Source organism: Tropicibacter naphthalenivorans (assembly GCF_900176475.1).
Taxonomy (GTDB): Bacteria; Pseudomonadota; Alphaproteobacteria; order Rhodobacterales; family Rhodobacteraceae; genus Tropicibacter; species Tropicibacter naphthalenivorans.
In genome coordinates, this window is the sequence record NZ_FWXX01000003.1 from 64,478 (window position 1) to 80,947 (window position 16,470).

Annotated in this window: 16 protein-coding genes; 9 read left to right on the forward strand and 7 right to left on the reverse strand. The window is 64.9% G+C overall.

Going from position 1 to position 16,470, the window contains the following annotated elements; translation table 11 throughout:
* Positions 1-14: 14 nt before the first annotated feature.
* A complete protein-coding gene (locus B9A11_RS08290; protein WP_058247934.1) occupies positions 15-809 on the reverse strand; it encodes an alpha/beta hydrolase in 795 nt (264 codons plus the stop codon).
* Positions 810-875: 66 nt separating this feature from the next.
* On the opposite strand from B9A11_RS08290, the gene B9A11_RS08295 reads away from it, so the two are divergent.
* The 7 genes from B9A11_RS08295 (at position 876) to B9A11_RS08325 (ending at position 6,345) form a co-directional block, all read left to right on the forward strand.
* Positions 876-2,366, forward strand: coding sequence for an NAD-dependent succinate-semialdehyde dehydrogenase (locus B9A11_RS08295; RefSeq protein ID WP_370736536.1), 1,491 nt, complete (start codon positions 876-878; stop codon positions 2,364-2,366).
* A gap of 4 nt (positions 2,367-2,370) precedes the next feature.
* Positions 2,371-2,736 carry a hypothetical protein gene (locus B9A11_RS08300; RefSeq protein ID WP_058247935.1) on the forward strand — a complete coding sequence of 122 codons (366 nt, stop codon included), beginning with the start codon at positions 2,371-2,373 and terminating at the stop codon, positions 2,734-2,736.
* Positions 2,733-3,626 carry a hypothetical protein gene (locus B9A11_RS08305; RefSeq protein ID WP_058247936.1) on the forward strand — a complete coding sequence of 298 codons (894 nt, stop codon included), beginning with the start codon at positions 2,733-2,735 and terminating at the stop codon, positions 3,624-3,626. Before B9A11_RS08300 ends, B9A11_RS08305 begins: the two co-directional genes overlap by 4 nt.
* Before the next feature lie 173 nt (positions 3,627-3,799).
* Positions 3,800-5,002 carry an aminopeptidase P family protein gene (locus tag B9A11_RS08310; RefSeq protein ID WP_058247937.1) on the forward strand — a complete coding sequence of 401 codons (1,203 nt, stop codon included), beginning with the start codon at positions 3,800-3,802 and terminating at the stop codon, positions 5,000-5,002.
* Positions 5,003-5,053: 51 nt separating this feature from the next.
* On the forward strand, positions 5,054-5,386 hold the full coding sequence (locus B9A11_RS08315) for a hypothetical protein (RefSeq protein ID WP_058247938.1): 333 nt from the start codon (positions 5,054-5,056) through the stop codon (positions 5,384-5,386).
* 69 nt (positions 5,387-5,455) lie between these two features.
* Positions 5,456-5,722, forward strand: coding sequence for a hypothetical protein (locus B9A11_RS08320; RefSeq protein WP_058247939.1), 267 nt, complete (start codon positions 5,456-5,458; stop codon positions 5,720-5,722).
* Positions 5,723-5,736: 14 nt separating this feature from the next.
* Complete coding sequence (locus tag B9A11_RS08325; protein ID WP_058247940.1) at positions 5,737-6,345, forward strand: DUF1523 family protein; 609 nt, start codon at positions 5,737-5,739, stop codon at positions 6,343-6,345.
* A gap of 3 nt (positions 6,346-6,348) precedes the next feature.
* Here B9A11_RS08325 and B9A11_RS08330 read toward each other — a convergent pair whose 3' ends face one another.
* From B9A11_RS08330 to B9A11_RS08345, 4 genes are read right to left on the reverse strand one after another with little or no spacing between them, the layout of a single operon-like run.
* Positions 6,349-7,218, reverse strand: coding sequence for a dimethyl sulfoxide reductase anchor subunit family protein (locus tag B9A11_RS08330; RefSeq protein ID WP_058247941.1), 870 nt, complete (start codon positions 7,216-7,218; stop codon positions 6,349-6,351).
* A 12-nt stretch (positions 7,219-7,230) separates the two neighbouring features.
* Entirely contained in the window at positions 7,231-7,980 is a 750-nt protein-coding gene (locus tag B9A11_RS08335; RefSeq protein WP_058247942.1) for a 4Fe-4S dicluster domain-containing protein, read from the reverse strand.
* Positions 7,977-10,772 (reverse strand): molybdopterin oxidoreductase family protein, encoded by a 2,796-nt coding sequence (locus tag B9A11_RS08340; protein WP_058247943.1) that lies wholly within the window; start codon positions 10,770-10,772, stop codon positions 7,977-7,979. Before B9A11_RS08340 ends, B9A11_RS08335 begins: the two co-directional genes overlap by 4 nt.
* The gene (locus B9A11_RS08345) at positions 10,769-11,914 is read right to left on the reverse strand and encodes a citrate/2-methylcitrate synthase (protein ID WP_058247944.1); all 1,146 of its coding nucleotides are present in this window, start codon (positions 11,912-11,914) and stop codon (positions 10,769-10,771) included. Before B9A11_RS08345 ends, B9A11_RS08340 begins: the two co-directional genes overlap by 4 nt.
* 30 nt (positions 11,915-11,944) lie before the next feature.
* Between B9A11_RS08345 and B9A11_RS08350 the strand changes: the two genes are divergently transcribed.
* A complete protein-coding gene (locus B9A11_RS08350; RefSeq protein WP_058247945.1) occupies positions 11,945-12,817 on the forward strand; it encodes a phosphate acyltransferase in 873 nt (290 codons plus the stop codon).
* 39 nt (positions 12,818-12,856) lie between these two features.
* On the opposite strand, the gene xsc is transcribed toward B9A11_RS08350, so the two are convergent.
* Entirely contained in the window at positions 12,857-14,632 is a 1,776-nt protein-coding gene (gene xsc, locus B9A11_RS08355) for a sulfoacetaldehyde acetyltransferase (protein WP_058247946.1), read from the reverse strand.
* 128 nt (positions 14,633-14,760) lie between these two features.
* On the reverse strand, positions 14,761-15,876 hold the full coding sequence (locus B9A11_RS08360; RefSeq protein WP_058247947.1) for a histidine kinase dimerization/phosphoacceptor domain -containing protein: 1,116 nt from the start codon (positions 15,874-15,876) through the stop codon (positions 14,761-14,763).
* Between the two features lie 181 nt (positions 15,877-16,057).
* Here B9A11_RS08360 and B9A11_RS08365 point away from each other — a divergent pair, with 181 nt between their 5' ends.
* On the forward strand, positions 16,058-16,453 hold the full coding sequence (locus B9A11_RS08365; protein WP_143595837.1) for a hypothetical protein: 396 nt from the start codon (positions 16,058-16,060) through the stop codon (positions 16,451-16,453).
* The last annotated feature ends 17 nt before the right edge of the window (positions 16,454-16,470 follow it).

The following is a 16,470-nucleotide window of genomic DNA, read 5'->3' on the forward strand; positions in this document are numbered from 1 at the left end:
CCCTACCCCGAATTTCAGCCGCGCTGCAAAAGCCGCTGGACCATGGCGCTATTTGGGTCCGCCAAAGCGTCGATCACGTCGAAATGGTGCCGCCCCTTGTCGATCACCACGGGGCTGCCCCACGCAGTGCCAAGCGCCTCGGCCTGCTCGATAAAGGCGGGGCGCTCGTCGCCGCCGACCCAGACCGTGACGGGCACATCGGGGGCGTCGGCCAGAACGGGGCTCTCGCGCAGGGCCTCCTCCTCGGTGATCTTGAGATCCGCATTCATCGAGGTCCGCATCATGGGGCGCAAATCCGCCACCGGCGAGATCGGCATCACATGCGCCAGCCGCGCGTGCACGTCTTCGGCCAAGACCCCCGCCATCGCCAGACGCGCCACCAGATGACCGCCCGCCGAATGCCCGGCCAGATAGATCGGCCCGTCGATGTCATGGGCAATCACCGTCACCGCTTGGGCCACTTGGCGGGTGATGTCGCTGATCCGCACCTTGGGGCACAGATCATAGGACGGTAGCGCCACCGCATAGCCCGCCGCCCGCATCCCTTCGGCCAGATGGCTCCAGCTGGAGCGGTCGAATTTCAGCCAATAGCCGCCGTGAACAAACACGAACAGCCCGCGCGGCGTGCCTTCGGGCAGGAACAGATCCAGCGTCTCGCGCGTTGCGTGGCCATACATCACCCCCAGCCGCGCCTTGCCGCCTAGGGACATCCGCTGGCGATAGCCTTCGGCCTGTTTGGCCCAGCGCGGCGGATACTCTTCGGCCTGCGGGATATACGCGGCGTTCGCATAGGCGTCATCTAGTTCCATGGAAAACCTCAATCTGGCTCTATACTTCTATGTCACCAGATGATCTGCCTAGCCACAAGACACCCAATGACGGAGACCCCCATGTCCACCAAGGCGACCAACCTTTCAAGCCTCCTGCGGGACCCTTCGCTGCTCGAAGAGCGCGCCTACGTGAACGGCGCATGGCTGAGCGGCATGAAGACCTTTGACGTGACCAACCCGGCGCGCGGCGACGTGATCGCCAAGGTCACCGACCTGTCGCGGGGCGAGGTGGCCAACGCCATCGACGCCGCCTATGTGGCGCAAAAGGACTGGGCGCAGTGGACCGGCAAGGAACGCGCCGCCGTCTTGCGCAAGTGGTTCGATCTGATGATGGCCAATCAGGACGATCTGGCGACGATCATGACCGCCGAACAGGGCAAACCTCTGGCCGAATCCAAGGGCGAGATCGCCTATGGCGCAGGCTACGTGGAATTCTTTGGCGAAGAGGCCAAGCGCATCTACGGCGAGACGATCCCCGGCCACCAGCGCGACAAGCGCATCATGGTGATGAAGCAGCCCATCGGCGTCGCGGCGTCCATTACGCCGTGGAACTTCCCCAACGCGATGATTGCGCGCAAGGCCGCGCCGGCGCTGGCCGCTGGCTGTGCCTTTGTGGCGCGCCCGGCCAAGGAAACCCCGCTGTCCGCCACCGCCATGGCCGTGCTGGCCGAGCGCGCAGGCATCCCGGCGGGGGTGTTCAACGTGGTCACCTCCTCCAGCTCGTCCGAGGTGGGCAAAGAGTTCTGCGAGAACCCCAAGGTGCGCAAGCTGACCTTTACCGGCTCCACCGAGGTGGGGCGTATCCTGCTCAAGCAAGCCGCCGATCAGGTGATGAAATGCTCGATGGAGCTGGGCGGCAACGCGCCCTTTATTGTCTTTGATGACGCCGATATCGACGCCGCTGTCGAAGGCGCGATTATGTGCAAGTTCCGCAACAACGGCCAGACCTGCGTCTGCGCCAACCGTATCTACGTGCAGGCCGGGGTCTATGACACCTTTGCCGAGAAACTCACCGCCCGCGTCCGCGAGCTGCGGATTGGTGACGGGCTGGAGGACGGCACCGACCTTGGCCCGCTCATCAACACCGACGCCATCGAAAAGGTGCAGGAACACGTGGCCGACGCGACGTCCAAGGGCGCAACGGTCGTGCTGGGCGGCGGTGAGCCGATCCAGGGGCCGGGCAACTTCCTGCCTCCGACCATCGTCACCGGCGTCACGCAGGACATGGCCGTCGCCACCGAGGAAACCTTTGGCCCGCTCGCGCCGCTGTTCAAGTTCGACACCGTCGACGACGTGATTGAAATGGCGAACGACACGATCTTTGGTCTGGCAAGCTACTTCTACGCCAAGGACCTGTCCCGCGTGTACAAGGTCGCCGAGGCGCTGGAATACGGAATCGTTGGCGTCAACACCGGTATCATCTCGACCGAAGTCGCCCCCTTCGGCGGTGTCAAGCAGTCGGGCCTTGGCCGCGAAGGCAGCCGCCACGGCATCGAGGATTACCTCGAGATGAAGTACGTCTGCCTCGCCGTCTGACCTGATGATCGACCTGCTCGCCCCGGATGACGCGCCCACCCCGGCCATGCTGCGCGCATGGTTCGAGGCGGCGCATACCGGGGCGGGGACGCCCTTTTTACCGCCCGATCACGCCGACGCCCTCGCCCGCTATGCCCTGTTGCGCGGTGAAGGGGTCAGCATGATGGAGGCCGTCGCCCCCGCCTTTCGCGACCCCCCGCGCGATGTGTCCTGGGAAATCCTTGGCGATGATGCGCCGGGGCAGAACTGGCACGACCACCGCGACCCCCAGCGCGCCTATGCGCTGTTCCGGCAGAAACTGGACTGGGCGCGGCGGGATCGCGCGCGCTTGGACTACAAGCTGTGGCTGCGGCCTGCGGGGGACGCATGAAGGCGCATCTCTACCTCTACCCCGACCTGCAACGGCGGGTGGCCGAGGGCCGTCACGGGTTCCTCTGCGCCCTTGTCGACGTCCTGAAGGACAACGGTTTCGACGTGCAGATGCACGGTGACACCCCCGAGGAACTGGACGCAGGCCGCGCCCGCGGCGGCTATAGCGTGGTGCGGATGATCGACCCACTCGGCCCCCAAGGCGTCACCTTTCGCAAGACCTACTACGAGCCGTTCTACCACCTCGAGACTACATCCGCGCGCTGGACCTGGCCCGTGGCGCAGACCCCATTCGACCCGAATCAGCCCGCGCACAAGGCTGCGCGCTTTGTCGCGAACATGCGGGCGCGGATCTTTGGCGACCGGGCCATAAGCCGCGACGGGTTCATCTTTGTCCCGCTCCAAGGCCGCCTTCTGGAAAAGCGGTCCTTCCAGACCATGACCCCGATCGAGATGCTCGAAACCCTGCTGGAGCACGACACCCGCAAGATCGTCGCCACGCTCCACCCGCGCGAGACCTATACCGCCCCCGAGCTCACCGCGCTGGAAAAGCTCGAAGTGCTGAACCACCGGTTTTTCGTCACCCGCGAACCCGCCGAAGACCTTCTGGCCAGCTGTGACTACGTGGCGACCATGAACTCTTCGGTGGCTTTGGCGGGGTATTTCATCGAGAAACCCGCCCTGCTGTTCGGCCAGGTGGATTTCCACCACATCGCCGCGCGCTACGCGGACCACGGCCCAGATGCCATCGCCAAAGCCCCCACGCTGACGCCCGACTACGCCGCCTACCTGTGGTGGTTCTTCCGCGTCATGGCGATCCGCGCTCGTGGCGAGGACGCCCATCAGGGCGTACGAGCGGCGCTCAAACGGGCAGGCTGGCCGATCCGCTAACCTCGCCCCCTCTTTGCACTTGCCAAAACCCGCGCGCCGCCCCTAAATCGACCCCGAGGTCGGGCGATGGCGTCGCCTTTTTCAAAGACCTGTTTCACCCATCCTGAACGCCGGGATCTTACTCTGTCCATGCCGGGGCGGATGAGACCCCCGGCTTTAGAGGAGGGTTCTAAATGGAACGTCCCCAGTTTTACCGCTTTCACCGAGGCGAGCGCGTCTTGCCCTTTGCCCCTGCCGAATACGACCAGCGTCTGGCGGGTCTGCGCGCGCTGATGCGCGAGGCGGGCGTCGACGCCTGCGTCTTCACCTCGATGCACAACATCGCCTATTATTCGGGGTTCCTGTATTGCGCCTTTGGGCGGCCCTACGGCCTTGTCGTGACCGACACCGAAAGCGTCACCATCAGCGCCGGGATCGACGCGGCGCAGCCTTGGCGGCGCTGTCACGGCGACAACATCACCTACACCGACTGGGAACGGAACAACTACTGGCGTGCCATTGCCAGCGTGACCGGCACGGGCAAGCGTCTGGGCTATGAGGCCGACCACATGACCCTGATGCAAAAGGGCCTGATGGACGAGTTTCTCAGCCCCTCCGCCAGCATCGACATGGCCCCCGCCACCATGCGCCAGCGGATGCACAAGTCCGAGGCAGAAATCGCCCTGATCCGCCACGGCGCGCAGGTGGCCGACGTGGGCGGCTATGCCATCCGCGACGCGATCAAGGCCGGCGCCCGCGAGATCGACATCGCCATGGCAGGCCGCGACGCGATGGAGCTGGAGATCGCCAAACGCTTTCCCGACGCCGAGTATCGCGACACTTGGGTCTGGTTCCAGTCGGGCATCAACACCGACGGCGCGCACAACCCCGTCACCGCACGGGAATTGCAGCGCGGCGATATCCTGTCGCTCAACACCTTCCCGATGATCTCGGGCTATTACACAGCCTTGGAACGCACCTTGTTCGTCGAAGAGGTCGACGCCGCCAGCCTCAAGATCTGGCAGGCCAACGTCGATGCCCATGAATACGGCATGAGCCTGCTGAAACCCGGGGCCTCCTGCGCCGAGGTCACCCAGCAGATCAACGCCTTCTTCGCCGAGCGCGACCTGCTGCAATACCGCACCTTTGGCTATGGGCATTCCTTCGGGGTGCTCTCGCATTACTACGGGCGCGAGGCGGGGCTGGAGCTGCGCGAGGACATCGACACCGTTCTGGAACCCGGCATGGTCATCAGCATGGAGCCGATGTTGACCATTGCCGAAGGCCAGCCCGGCGCGGGGGGCTATCGCGAACACGACATCCTCGTCATCACCGAAGATGGCAATGAGAACATCACCGGCTTCCCCTATGGGCCCGAGCATAACGTGATCGGCTAAGACCTTGGGGCGCGGCTTGAACCGCTGCGCCCCTTGCGCCATCTTGAAAGGATGCTGGTCAACCTCGCCCTGCCTTTCCTGATCCTGATCGCTTTGGCGATCCTCGTGCCGCGCGGGATCGAACGGTATACCCCCGAAAGCCTGCCCGGACTGGTCTTGCTGGCGACCCTGTCGGCGCTGGCGCTGTGGCTGCTGTCGGCCTTGCTGTTCGCCGGTCTCTACCTGCTGCGCGGTCCCGAAGTGGCGGCGATGCTCGAACTCGCCCCCGGCGCAGGGGCTGCGCATTTGGCCCACGTCGGCTGGCAAGCGGTGCTGATCTGGGGGCCAGTGCTGGCGCTTGTGGTTATGACGTCGCCAAGACGCTGGAAAAGCGCGGTGTGGTGACGCCGTTCCCGCTTTCCCCGTTGCTTTTCACCGCCAGCCGTATCAGGTGAACCGGTAAGAGGTGAGATAATGCTGCCATTCCTGCGCTTTTTCCTGATCGGAGCCATCGTTCTGGCCGTGATCTATGGCGTGCTCTGGCTGGTCTTGCGCGAACGCCGCCGCGACATCCTGGAGGACGACTGGGAAACCCAAGGCAAAGGCAGCCCCCGCGACACATGGGTGAACCGCCGCCTTGCGGTGTTCAACCAAAGACGCAGCCGCCTGCTGCCGATCGTCGTTTTCGGCTTGCCTGTTTGCCTCGTGCTCTGGATCATCTATATGACCAACTTCCGGTAGAAGGTTCGAACCCCATGAAATACGTCAAGTGGACCCTCATCACGCTGTTCTGGCTGTTGGTCGCGACTTTCCTGCACTACACGCTGCCGCAGCATGACATTGCGCGGGTGACCGACACCTACGAAAAGGTCGTCGACCCCGGCGAGAACAGCCTGTTCTGGGCGCAGGCCGATGTGGGCAACGATGCCACGGTGTCCAGGCGCGATGTGTTCTTTATCCAGACGCGGCAGGCGAACGGCGACGTCATGGTTTACCGCAACGAGGACACCGGCTGGGGCTGGCCACCGTATTTCAAGTTCGACACATCGAACCTGCAAGCCGAAGCCTCGGACGCGAAATCCACCGCCGAAGCGCCGCGCTGGTACGCGATCAAGCACTACGGCTGGCGCAACGAGTTCATTTCGATCTTTCCCAACGCCATTTCCCTGCGCGAGGTCGAAGGCCCGGACGTACGGATCATCCCTTGGCTCAACATCATCATCCTTGTGGCGCTGTTCGCCTTTGTCTGGGCGATCTACGTGCGCTGGGTGCGGTTCTGGCGCGGGCGCGTTGATCCGGCGCTGGAGCGGGCCGAGGACAAGCTGCACGAAGGCAGCGACCGCGTGAAGGGCATGTTCCGCTAAGGTCTAACGCTTGCCATAGTACAGGCCGACGACATGCTCGGCCTGTGCAAAGAACAGCCAGCGCGCGGTGGCGACGCCCGCGATATGGCTCAGCACCGCCAGCGCTGCCCAGACATGCCCGAAGGGCAACAGCAGCAGCGCGGTGGGCAAGGCCGACATCAGCGTAATGGCGATGACGCGCAGCTTGGCCGCGTGCTTGCGGCCCACCACGTAAACCATCTCGCGCAGCAGATAGTTATCTCCGGTGTGCGGCGGCTCAAAGGCGCGGATATCGCCGCCCGTCAGCCCCGTCGCCGTGGCCATGGTCGTGCCAGAGCGGGCAAAGCGCCGGTCCCCGTCCCACCAGACCAGCCCCTGCACCAGCCCCGACAGCATCAGCAGCGGGATCGCGACACTCACCCGCCCCGACAGCAGCGCCCCGCCGGTCAGCGCCAGCAGCAAAAACAGCGCAGGCGTGCTCCAGTGATGCCAGCGCGGCACCGTCCGCAGCTGGGTGTAGATCATCGCGGTGGTGAAAACCGCCCCCCCGCAGGCCAGCGCCCCGAGCCAGCCGAGCAGGCGCAGATCGACCTGCCACAGCACCAAAGCCGCGCCATAGACGCCCATCAGGGTCATCGCGGCGGCCGCGGCCCATGCCTCGCGCGAGAGCCAGCTGCTGCGCCACTGCGTGAACGCCTTGAGCGCGCGTTCGGGCCGCCCCAGATGCGCCGCCGACGCCAGCAAGCCCGCCCCCGCCAGCCCAAGCCCCAACGCAAAGAACACCAGCGCGACCCAGCCGGTGGGCGGCGTGCCATCCACCCCCAGCCAGAACAGCAGCCCGAACCCAAGGCCGGACAGCGTGGTAAAGGCGATGATCGACGGGGCGGGATACATGTTCGGCCTCGCTCAGAGCTTCTCAAGGGTGCGGTCGAGCCAGCCCAGAAAGCCCTTTGGCTCTTGGGCGACGGGTTCCAGAAAGGGCGCAAGGACGCTGGCATCGTCCTGCCATCGGTCCTTGGGGCGGGGCGGCAGGTATCTGTTGGCGGGGGCAGTGCCCTGTTCCGGCATCAGCTCAAAGCCGCCTCGTTCAGCCACGAGCTGGCTGACCTCGGACGCAGGATCAGACAGATCGCCAAAGTGCCGCGCCCCCGCCGGGCAGGTGCGCACGCAGGCCGGGGTGCGATCCTGAGGCGGCAGATTGTCGTTATAGATGCGGTCCACGCACAGGGTGCATTTCTTCATCACCCCCGCCGCCAGGTCCAGCTCTCGCGCGCCATAGGGGCAGGCCCAGGCGCACAGCCCGCAGCCAATGCAATCGCTTTCGTTGACCAGAACGATGCCGTCCTCTGTGCGCTTGTAGCTGGCCCCGGTGGGGCAGACGGTGACGCAGGGCGCATCCACGCAATGCAGGCAGCTTTTGGGAAAGTGGACCAGCTGCGCGGGGGCGTCCTCGGGGCGCAGCTCATAGCTGTGAACCCGGTTGAGGAACGTCCCCGACGGGTCCGCGCCATAGGGGTCTTGGTCGGACAGCGGCGCGCCGTAATGCTCGGTGTTCCAGCCCTTGCAGGACACCACGCAGGCGTGACAGCCGACGCAGGTATCAAGGTCGATCACAAGGCCCAGCTGGCGGTCGGTCTTGTCTGGCAGGCAGGTCATGGGCGGGCCTTTGGTGCGGGCGGGACGGGGCTGGATTGCGCGGGGGTTGCGGGCTGCGATTGCGTCTGCGGAGGGGCCTTTTCCAACCGCACACGCAGGTCAAACCACGCCGCCTGCCCGGTGATCGGGTCAGAGTTGGACCAACGCAGGCCATCGCCCTTGGGCGGCAGCAGCTCGTGGATCAGGTTGTTCAGAAGGAACCCCTTGGTCGCCTCTGGCGCATCCTCGGACAGCGCCCACGCGCCCTTGCGCTTGCCGATGGCGTTCCAAGTCCAGACGGTGTTGTCGTTCAGCGCCGCCATTTCCACCACGGGCACGGTGATCCGCCCATGGGCCGAGGTGACATGCGCCCAATCCCCATCCTGCAACCCGTGCGCGCGCATCAGCCGCGTCGGCACATACAGCGGGTTTTGCCCGTGAATTTGCCGCAGCCACGCGTTCTGACTGCCCCACGAATGGTACATCGCCATGGGCCGCTGAGTCAGCGCGTGAACGGGGTATTCGTCGGCTTGCCCTGTATCGTGTTCAGTATCGTACCACAACGGCAGCGGGTCGAATCGCTCGGCCACTTGGGCGCGCAGATGCTCGGGCGGTTGATGTGGGCCGTGGCCCTGCCCCGCAAGGCGAAACCGCTGGAGCGGCTCGGCGTACAGCTGGAACAGGTAGGGCTGCGGCGCGTCATAGAACCCCATCCCCACGGCATAGTCCTGATACGCGCGGTTCCACGGCTTGTAGAACTGCGCCTCGGGCGGGATCGGAAAGGTGGCAAAGCCCCCGTTCGCGATGTAGCGGTCCAGCTGCTGGGCGTTCGGGGCACCTCGGCCCGTGTCCTCACCCGAACCACGCCACCCGGCCAATGGCCCGATCCCCGGCTTGCGCTGATGCCGCGTGATGTACTCGGCGTAATCGGCATAGAGCGGCACGCCCCCCTCGACAAAACCCGGCAGCCCCAGCCGGTTCGCCAGATCGACCAGGACCGACTGAAAGCCGCGCACGTCCCGGTCCGGCGCAACCACCGGCCAGCGGATCGCATCGGCGGCGGCGTGCGGCTCGGAGATCGGGCGATCCAGCAGCGAGATACAGTCGTGCCGTTCCAGATAGGTGGTATCGGGCAGGATCAGATCGGCATAGGTCACCATCTCCGAGCTATAGGCATCCGAGTAGATGATCCGCGGGATCTTATACGCACCGTCCGCGTCGGTGTCGGTCAGCATCTCCATCACGGCGCGCGTGTTCATCGACGAATTCCACGCCATGTTCGCCATGTACAGCATCAGGGTGTCGATCTTGTACGGATCGCCCGCGTGCGCGTTGGAAATCACCATGTGCATCAGCCCATGCACCGACAGCGGGTTTTCCCAGCTAAAGGCCTTGTCGATGCGCAAAGGCTGGCCGTCCGCATCCAGCGCGAGATCGTCTGGCCCTTGGGGATAGCCCAGATGCGGGCCGTCCAGCGGCTGATCCGGCGCGGCCTTGGCGTGTGGCTTGGGGTGGGCGTCGGCGGGCTTGGGATAGGGCGGTTTGAACCGCATCCCGCCGGGGGTTTCCACCGCCCCCAGCAGGATTTGCAACAGGTGCAGCGCGCGGCAGGTCTGGAACCCGTTGGCATGGGCGCTGATCCCGCGCATGGCGTGAAAGGCCACGGGCCGCCCGGTCATGGTCGCGTGCCGCTCGCCGCGAAAGTCGGTCCACGGCTGGTCGATCTCGATGGCGTCCTCAAAGGCGGTCTTGGCCAGCAGGGCGGCGATGGCGCGGATGCGCGCGGCGGGAATGCCGCACCGCTCGGCCACCGCTTCGGGGGTGTAGGCGTCGGTCAGGTAGGTCTGGGCGATCTGGTGCATGACGCTGCGGTGGGTCACGCCGTCTTGGACCAGCTCTCCGCGCAGGTCGGGCAGGATGCCGGGCGCGTCCCACGCCGCCAGCTTGCCCGTGTGGCGGTCGATCACCTGCGGCTTGCCGTCCGCGTCGCGCAGGAACAGGCCAAAGTCAGCCGCCCCCGCCTGCCCGTTCACCAAGACCGGCGCATTGGTGTAGCGCGCAAGATAGTCTAGGTCGATCCGCCCCGCGCTCAGCAGGCAATGCACCAGCGACAGGATAAACAGCCCGTCCGTCCCCGGCGTGATCCCCACCCATTCGTCCGCCACCGCATTATAGCCGGTGCGGATCGGGTTGACGCCAATCACCTTGGCCCCGCGCGCCTTGAGCTGCCCCAGCCCCATCTTGATCGGGTTGCTGTCGTGATCCTCGGCCACGCCGAACAGCATGAACAGCTTGGTGTTGTCCCAATCGGGCGCGCCAAACTCCCAGAACGCGCCGCCCATGGTGTAGATCCCCGCCGCCGCCATATTGACGCTGCAAAACCCGCCGTGCGCCGCGTAGTTGGGCGTGCCAAAGCCCTGCGCCCAAAAGCTGGTAAAGCTTTGCGACTGATCGCGCCCGGTAAAGAAGGCCAGCTTTTCCGGCGCGCTTTCCCGCAGGGGTTTGAGCCAAGACACCGCCGTTTCCAGCGCCTCGTCCCAGCTGATTTCCTCGAACTCGCCCGATCCGCGCGGCCCCACCCGGCGCAAGGGCGCACGCAGACGCGACGGCGCGGTGTGCTGCATGATCCCGGCGCTGCCCTTGGCGCAGAGCACCCCTTTGTTCACCGGGTGGTGGCGGTTGCCTTCGATGTAGGACACGGTGCCGCCGCGCAGGTGCACGTTGATGCCACAGCGGCAGGCGCACATGTAGCAGGTGGTCTGGCGTACCTCGTCCGAGACCGGCGGGCTCAGGGGCAGGTCCGGCTGGCTCATGGCGCGCTCTTGCGGTCGCTGATCGGCACATAGGCGCGCGGGTCCGGGCCGTTGTACAACGTCAAAGGCCGGATCAGGATGTTGCTGCGCCGCTGTTCAAGGCATTGCACCAGCCACCCCGGCATCCGCCCGATGGCAAAGATCGGCACGTAAAGGTCCATAGGGATGCCGTGCAGCTGGTAGATCACCCCCGAGTAGAAATCGACGTTCACGTTCAGACCGTGGCGGGCGTAGGGCTTCATCGCCTCGACGACGGCCTGAAGGATTTCGTACCACTGCGGCGCGCCCATTTCCTCGCCCAGCTTGCGGACACCATCGCGCATGTGGCGCGCGCGCGGGTCTTCGGCGCGGTAGACGCGGTGGCCAAAGCCGGTGACGGGTTCGCGCGCGGCGCGCTTGGCCTTGACGTAGGCGGCGGCATTGTCCGGCCTGCCGATTTCGGCGACCATCTTCATGACGTCCTCGGCGGCGCCACCATGGGCCGGCCCGGCAAGGGTCGACAGGGCGGTGACCATGGCGCCGTGCAGGTTTGCCTCTGTCCCCACCGTCACGCGGGCGGCAAAGCTAGAGGCATTGGCGCCATGTTCCGCGTGCAGGATGAAATCGACATCCGCCAGACGCGCCGCCTCAAGGCTGGGCTTTTCGCCTTTGAGCATCCACAGCCAGTTCGCCGCGTGGCTCAGGTCCGGGTCTGCGGGCACCGGGTCGCGGCCGTTGCGGATCGCCTCATGCGCCGCGATGATCATCGGCACCTGCGCGGTCAGGCGGAGACCGTTGCGCAGGAACCCCTCCTCCGAGGCATCCTGACTGTCCGGCTCCAACGCAGCCAGAGCGCTGACGGCGGTGCGCAAGACGTCCATTGGGTGGCCGCCTTGGCAGGCCCGTATGATATCATAGATCGCCAGAGGCAACTGCCGCGCCGCCCTAAGCTGGTCGTCAAAGGCGCTCAGTTGCGCGGCGGTGGGCAGGTCGCCATGGATCAACAGGTAACAGACCTCTTCAAAGGTCGCATGTTCCGCCAAGTCGTGGATCGTGTAGCCCCGGTACAGCAGTTCGCCCTTGGCCCCGTCGATGTGCGACACCCCAGAGCGTTCAAAGTAGATGCCCTTGAGGCCGCGGTTGATCTTGACGTCTTGGGTCATCATTCTCTCCTGCGGATGAATGGAGGCGATATGGCGGTTCTGGAACAGGCGATAGAGGCAGCACGGGCGCGGGGCGCGCGGGTGGTCTTTCCCGAAATGGAGGATGCGCGGGTCACGGAGGCTTGCGCGCGTCTGAGCGCCGAGGGGCTGTGCACCCCCGTGCCTTTGGGAGACGTCAGCGAGGCGCAAATCGCAGCGCTGGTCGAAGGGCGGGGCGTCAAGGAAGGCGTTGCGCGCCGGATGCTCGCCCGCCCCTTGTACCGCGCGGCGGCGATGGTGGCGGCAGGCGAGGCCGACTGCATGGTCGCGGGCGCCGACAGCCCCACAAAACGCGTGATCGAGGCCGCCAGCATCGGGATCGGACTGGCCGACGGCGTCACGGTGCCGTCCAGCTTTTTCCTGATGGTCTTCCCGGGTGGGCGCGAGATGATCTGGGCCGATTGCGCGGTGAACGTCGCGCCGGACGCGGCGGCTTTGGCCAGCATCGCGCGGGCGTCAGAGGCCAGCGCCAAGGCCTTGCTGCGATCGACCAAGGTGGCGCTGCTGTCGTTTTCGACCGGCAAAAGCGGCGCAGGAGACAGCGTTGACGTGGTGCGCGCGGCAGCCGAGGCCACGGGCTTTCTTGGCCCCATCCAAGCCGACGCCGCGCTGAACGCGCGGATCGCAGGCAAGAAAGGCATGGGGGACGGGAACGCCAACGTGCTGGTCTTTCCTTCTTTGGATGCGGGCAACATTGCCTACAAACTGGCGCAGGAATTGGCGGGCGCGCAGGCGCTGGGGCCAATCCTGCAAGGGTTCCGCCGCCCCGTCTGTGACTTGTCCCGCGGGGCAACGGTCGAAGATATCGTGGCGGCGACGGCGGTGACCGTCGCGCTGAGCCAGGTGGGCCAAATCTTTTCCTGAAAAGATTTGCAAATTCCTTAGAAAGGAATTTAGTCCCACCTAGACATTCTGCGGTCGCATATCCGCAGGGTCGATCCCGGCCACCACGTTGGGCTTTTTCATCGCATCGCGGCGGAATGGCTCGCCCAGTTCCTGGTTGATAAGCGCCTCGATCAGCGTGGTTTTACCCGCCTTCTGGTCGGCAATCGCCTGCGTCAGCGCCTCGCGCAGCTCGTCCATGGTGCGGGCCACCACGCCTTGCAGACCGCAGGCCTTGGCGATCCCGGCATAGCTCACGTCATCGTCCAGCTCGGTGCCGACAAAGTTATCATCATACCACAGGGTCGAGTTCCGTTTCTCGGCCCCCCACTGGTAGTTGCGGAACACCACCTGCGTTATCGCGGGCCATTCGCTGCGGCCAATGGCGGTCAGCTCGGTCACCGAGATGCCAAAGGCCCCATCCCCGGCAAAGCCAACCACCGGCACATCCGGGCAGCCGATCTTGGCGCCGATAATGGCGGGTAGGCCATAGCCGCAGGGCCCGAACAGCCCCGGCGCGAGATACTTGCGCCCCTCGTCGAACGACGGATAAGCATTCCCGATGGCGCAGTTGTTCCCGATATCGGACGAGATGATCGCTTCTCTCGGCAGGGCGCTTTGGATCGCGCGCCACGCCATGCGCGGGCTCATCCAGTCGGGCTTGTCGGCGCGGGCGCGTTCGTTCCAGCTGGTGCCGGGATCGTCGTCCTCGTGGGTCATCTCGGTCAGCTGCTGCGCCCAGCGCGACTTGGTCTCGGCGATTTTGGCCTTGCGGGCGTCGCGGCCTGCGTCCCCGGCGGTCGGAGCCAGTTGGCGCAGGATGCCGCACGCCACCTTGGCCGCGTCGCCCACGATCCCCACCGACACCTTTTTCGTCAGGCCGATGCGGTCGGGGTTGATGTCGACCTGAATGATCTTGGCCCCGGTCGGCCAGTATTCCATGCCGTAGCCCGGCAGGGTCGAGAACGGGTTCAGCCGCGTACCAAGGCACAGCACCACGTCCGCCTCCTTGATCAGCTCCATCCCCGCCTTGGACCCGTTATAGCCCAAAGGCCCGGCAAACAGCGGATGCCCACCGGGGAAAGCGTCGTTGTGCTGGTAGCCGACGCAGACCGGCGCGTCCAAACGCTCGGCCAGGTCCATCGACGCGGCGATCCCGCCCTTGGACAAGACCACGCCAGCCCCGTTCAGGATCACCGGGTTCTTTGCCTCGGACAACAAGGCCGCCGCCTCGGAGACCGAATTCTCGCCACCCGAGGACCTCTCAAAAACAATCGGCTCGGGGATGTCGATGTCGATCACCTGCGTCCAGAAATCGCGCGGCATGTTGATCTGCGCCGGCGCGCTGGCCTGATGCGCCTTGGAGATCACGCGGGTCAGCACCTCTGCCACGCGAGACGGGTCACGCACCTCTTCCTGGTAGGCGACCATGTCCTTGAACAGGGCCATCTGCTCGACCTCTTGAAAGCCGCCCTGCCCGATGGTCTTGTTCGCCGCCTGCGGCGTCACCAGCAGCAAGGGCGTGTGGTTCCAATAGGCCGTTTTCACCGCCGTCACAAAGTTCGTGATCCCCGGACCGTTCTGCGCGATCATCATCGACATTTTGCCCGACGCGCGGGTGTAGCCATCGGCCATCATCCCGCCCGAGCCTTCGTGCGCGCAGTCCCAGAACTGGATGCCCGCCTTGGGGAACAGGTCGGAAATCGGCATAAAGGCCGAGCCGATGATCCCAAAGGCGTGTTCAATGCCGTGGCGCTGCAAAACCTTCACAAAGGCTTCTTCGGTGGTCATTTTCATGAATGATGCTCCTGAACGATGGCCGAGCGCACAAGGCCCGGTTTGTCGCCACCGTAGAGCCAGCGCGCAAGCGCGGATAGGGCCAGTTCGGAAACTGGGCTATAGCCAGTTAAGGCCAATCGCCCCGATCACACCCCCGACACATCCGCCACAAAGCGCGCCCCGCCCAGATCGCTGCGGCTGTGGCTGAGCCCACCGGACAGTTGCGCCACGTAAATCTTGCAGATTTTCATGCCAAGGCCCGTGGCCTCGGTCAGGGTAAAGCCCTCGGGCAAGCCCCGCCCATTATCCTCGACCGCCAGCAGATAGCGATCCGCCTTGTCCGGCACCGTTTCCAGCGCCACCCGCACGCGCGTATCGTCGGACTGGCTGTGTTTAAAGGCGTTGCTGAGCAGTTCGGTCAGGATCAACCCATAGGAAATCGCCACGTCGCTGGGCACCGTCACGTCGTCAAAGACCATCTCGACCTGCCCTTCGGACCCACCAACCGAAGAGCACACCCCCCGGCACAGATCCTGCAAGAAGCTGCGCACCGGGATGTGCTGCACGGACTCGTCGCGGTACAGATGTTCGTGCACGCGGGCGACGGCGGAAATCCGGTTGGCGGCGTCGTTGATCGCCTCGCGCGCCGCCTCTTCCGAGACGTTGCGCATTTGCAGCCGCAGCAAGCCGATGATCAGGGCAAAGCTGTTCTTGACCCGGTGATCGACCTCGCGGACCAGCACCTCTTTGGCGGCGAGCAATTCCTTTTTCTCGGCCAACTCGCGGCGCAACATCTGGGCGTAATCGTCCAGCTGGCGCTCGTGCTCCTGCATCCGCTTTTCACGCTCGACCCGCGCGGTGATGTCGCGCGAGGTGGACAGCAGACGTTCGACCCGCCCCGTCTTGCCCAGCACGGGCGACACGGTGACCTCCCACCAGCGCGGCTTGCCCTTGGCGGTGGGGCAAAAGGCTTCGAACCGCGAGGTGCCTCCTTCCGTCGCGGTGTCCATGGCGTCCTGCAACAGCTGCTGCGCCGATTCGGGCCAGAGCGAAGGCCACGGCTGCGCCTCAACCATGCAGAAATCGTCGACTTCCATGGCGCACATGCCATTATGGTTCATGAACGACAAAGACCCGTCCAGCTCGATCAACTTGATGCAATCGGGCGAGGAATTCAGAATCGAGATCGCGAAAGAGGTAGACAGCCCGCCGAGAAGCTCGACGATGTGGCCATCGCGGTTTTCGCTGATGTAATCGGTCATCAGAGGGTTTGCCTTTCCGGCAAGAGTGTCAGGCTTGTCAGGTCGACAAGAGCGGCAGCTCTCTGAACGTTAACAGAACATGACCGTATGGCCTATGTTTAAATGGTCGCATCACGCAGACGGCATACCTTCGCTTAACTTGACGGCGCTACGCTGCGCCCACACCAAGCAGGAGAAGGCGGTGTTCAGGACCATCGGGCTATTGCTACCGGCGTTGATCCCCTCGTGGCGGTTCTTCAAGACTGTCGCGCCCTCGCCGCGCATCCATTATCGGCTGGATGGGGGCGACTGGCAGCCGGTGCGCCCACGGCCCCAGTCGGTATCGTTTGCGCGCATGATGCGGCGGATGCTGTGGAACCCCCGCCGCAACGAAGAGCTGTTTCTCGTGACCCTGTCGGAACGGCTGGTCGAGGCGCCCAACGCCTTTTGCGTCAATGAAATCAACGCCCGCGTGGCGCGGATCGTGGGGGCGCCGCGGGGCGCGTCGCTGCAATTCCGCCTGACCTTCATCACCCGCGAAGAGGGGCAGATCGTGAACTACGACCTCTTTCAAAGCGAACCTTGGGTGCTGCCGTGATCACCGGCTGTTAACCG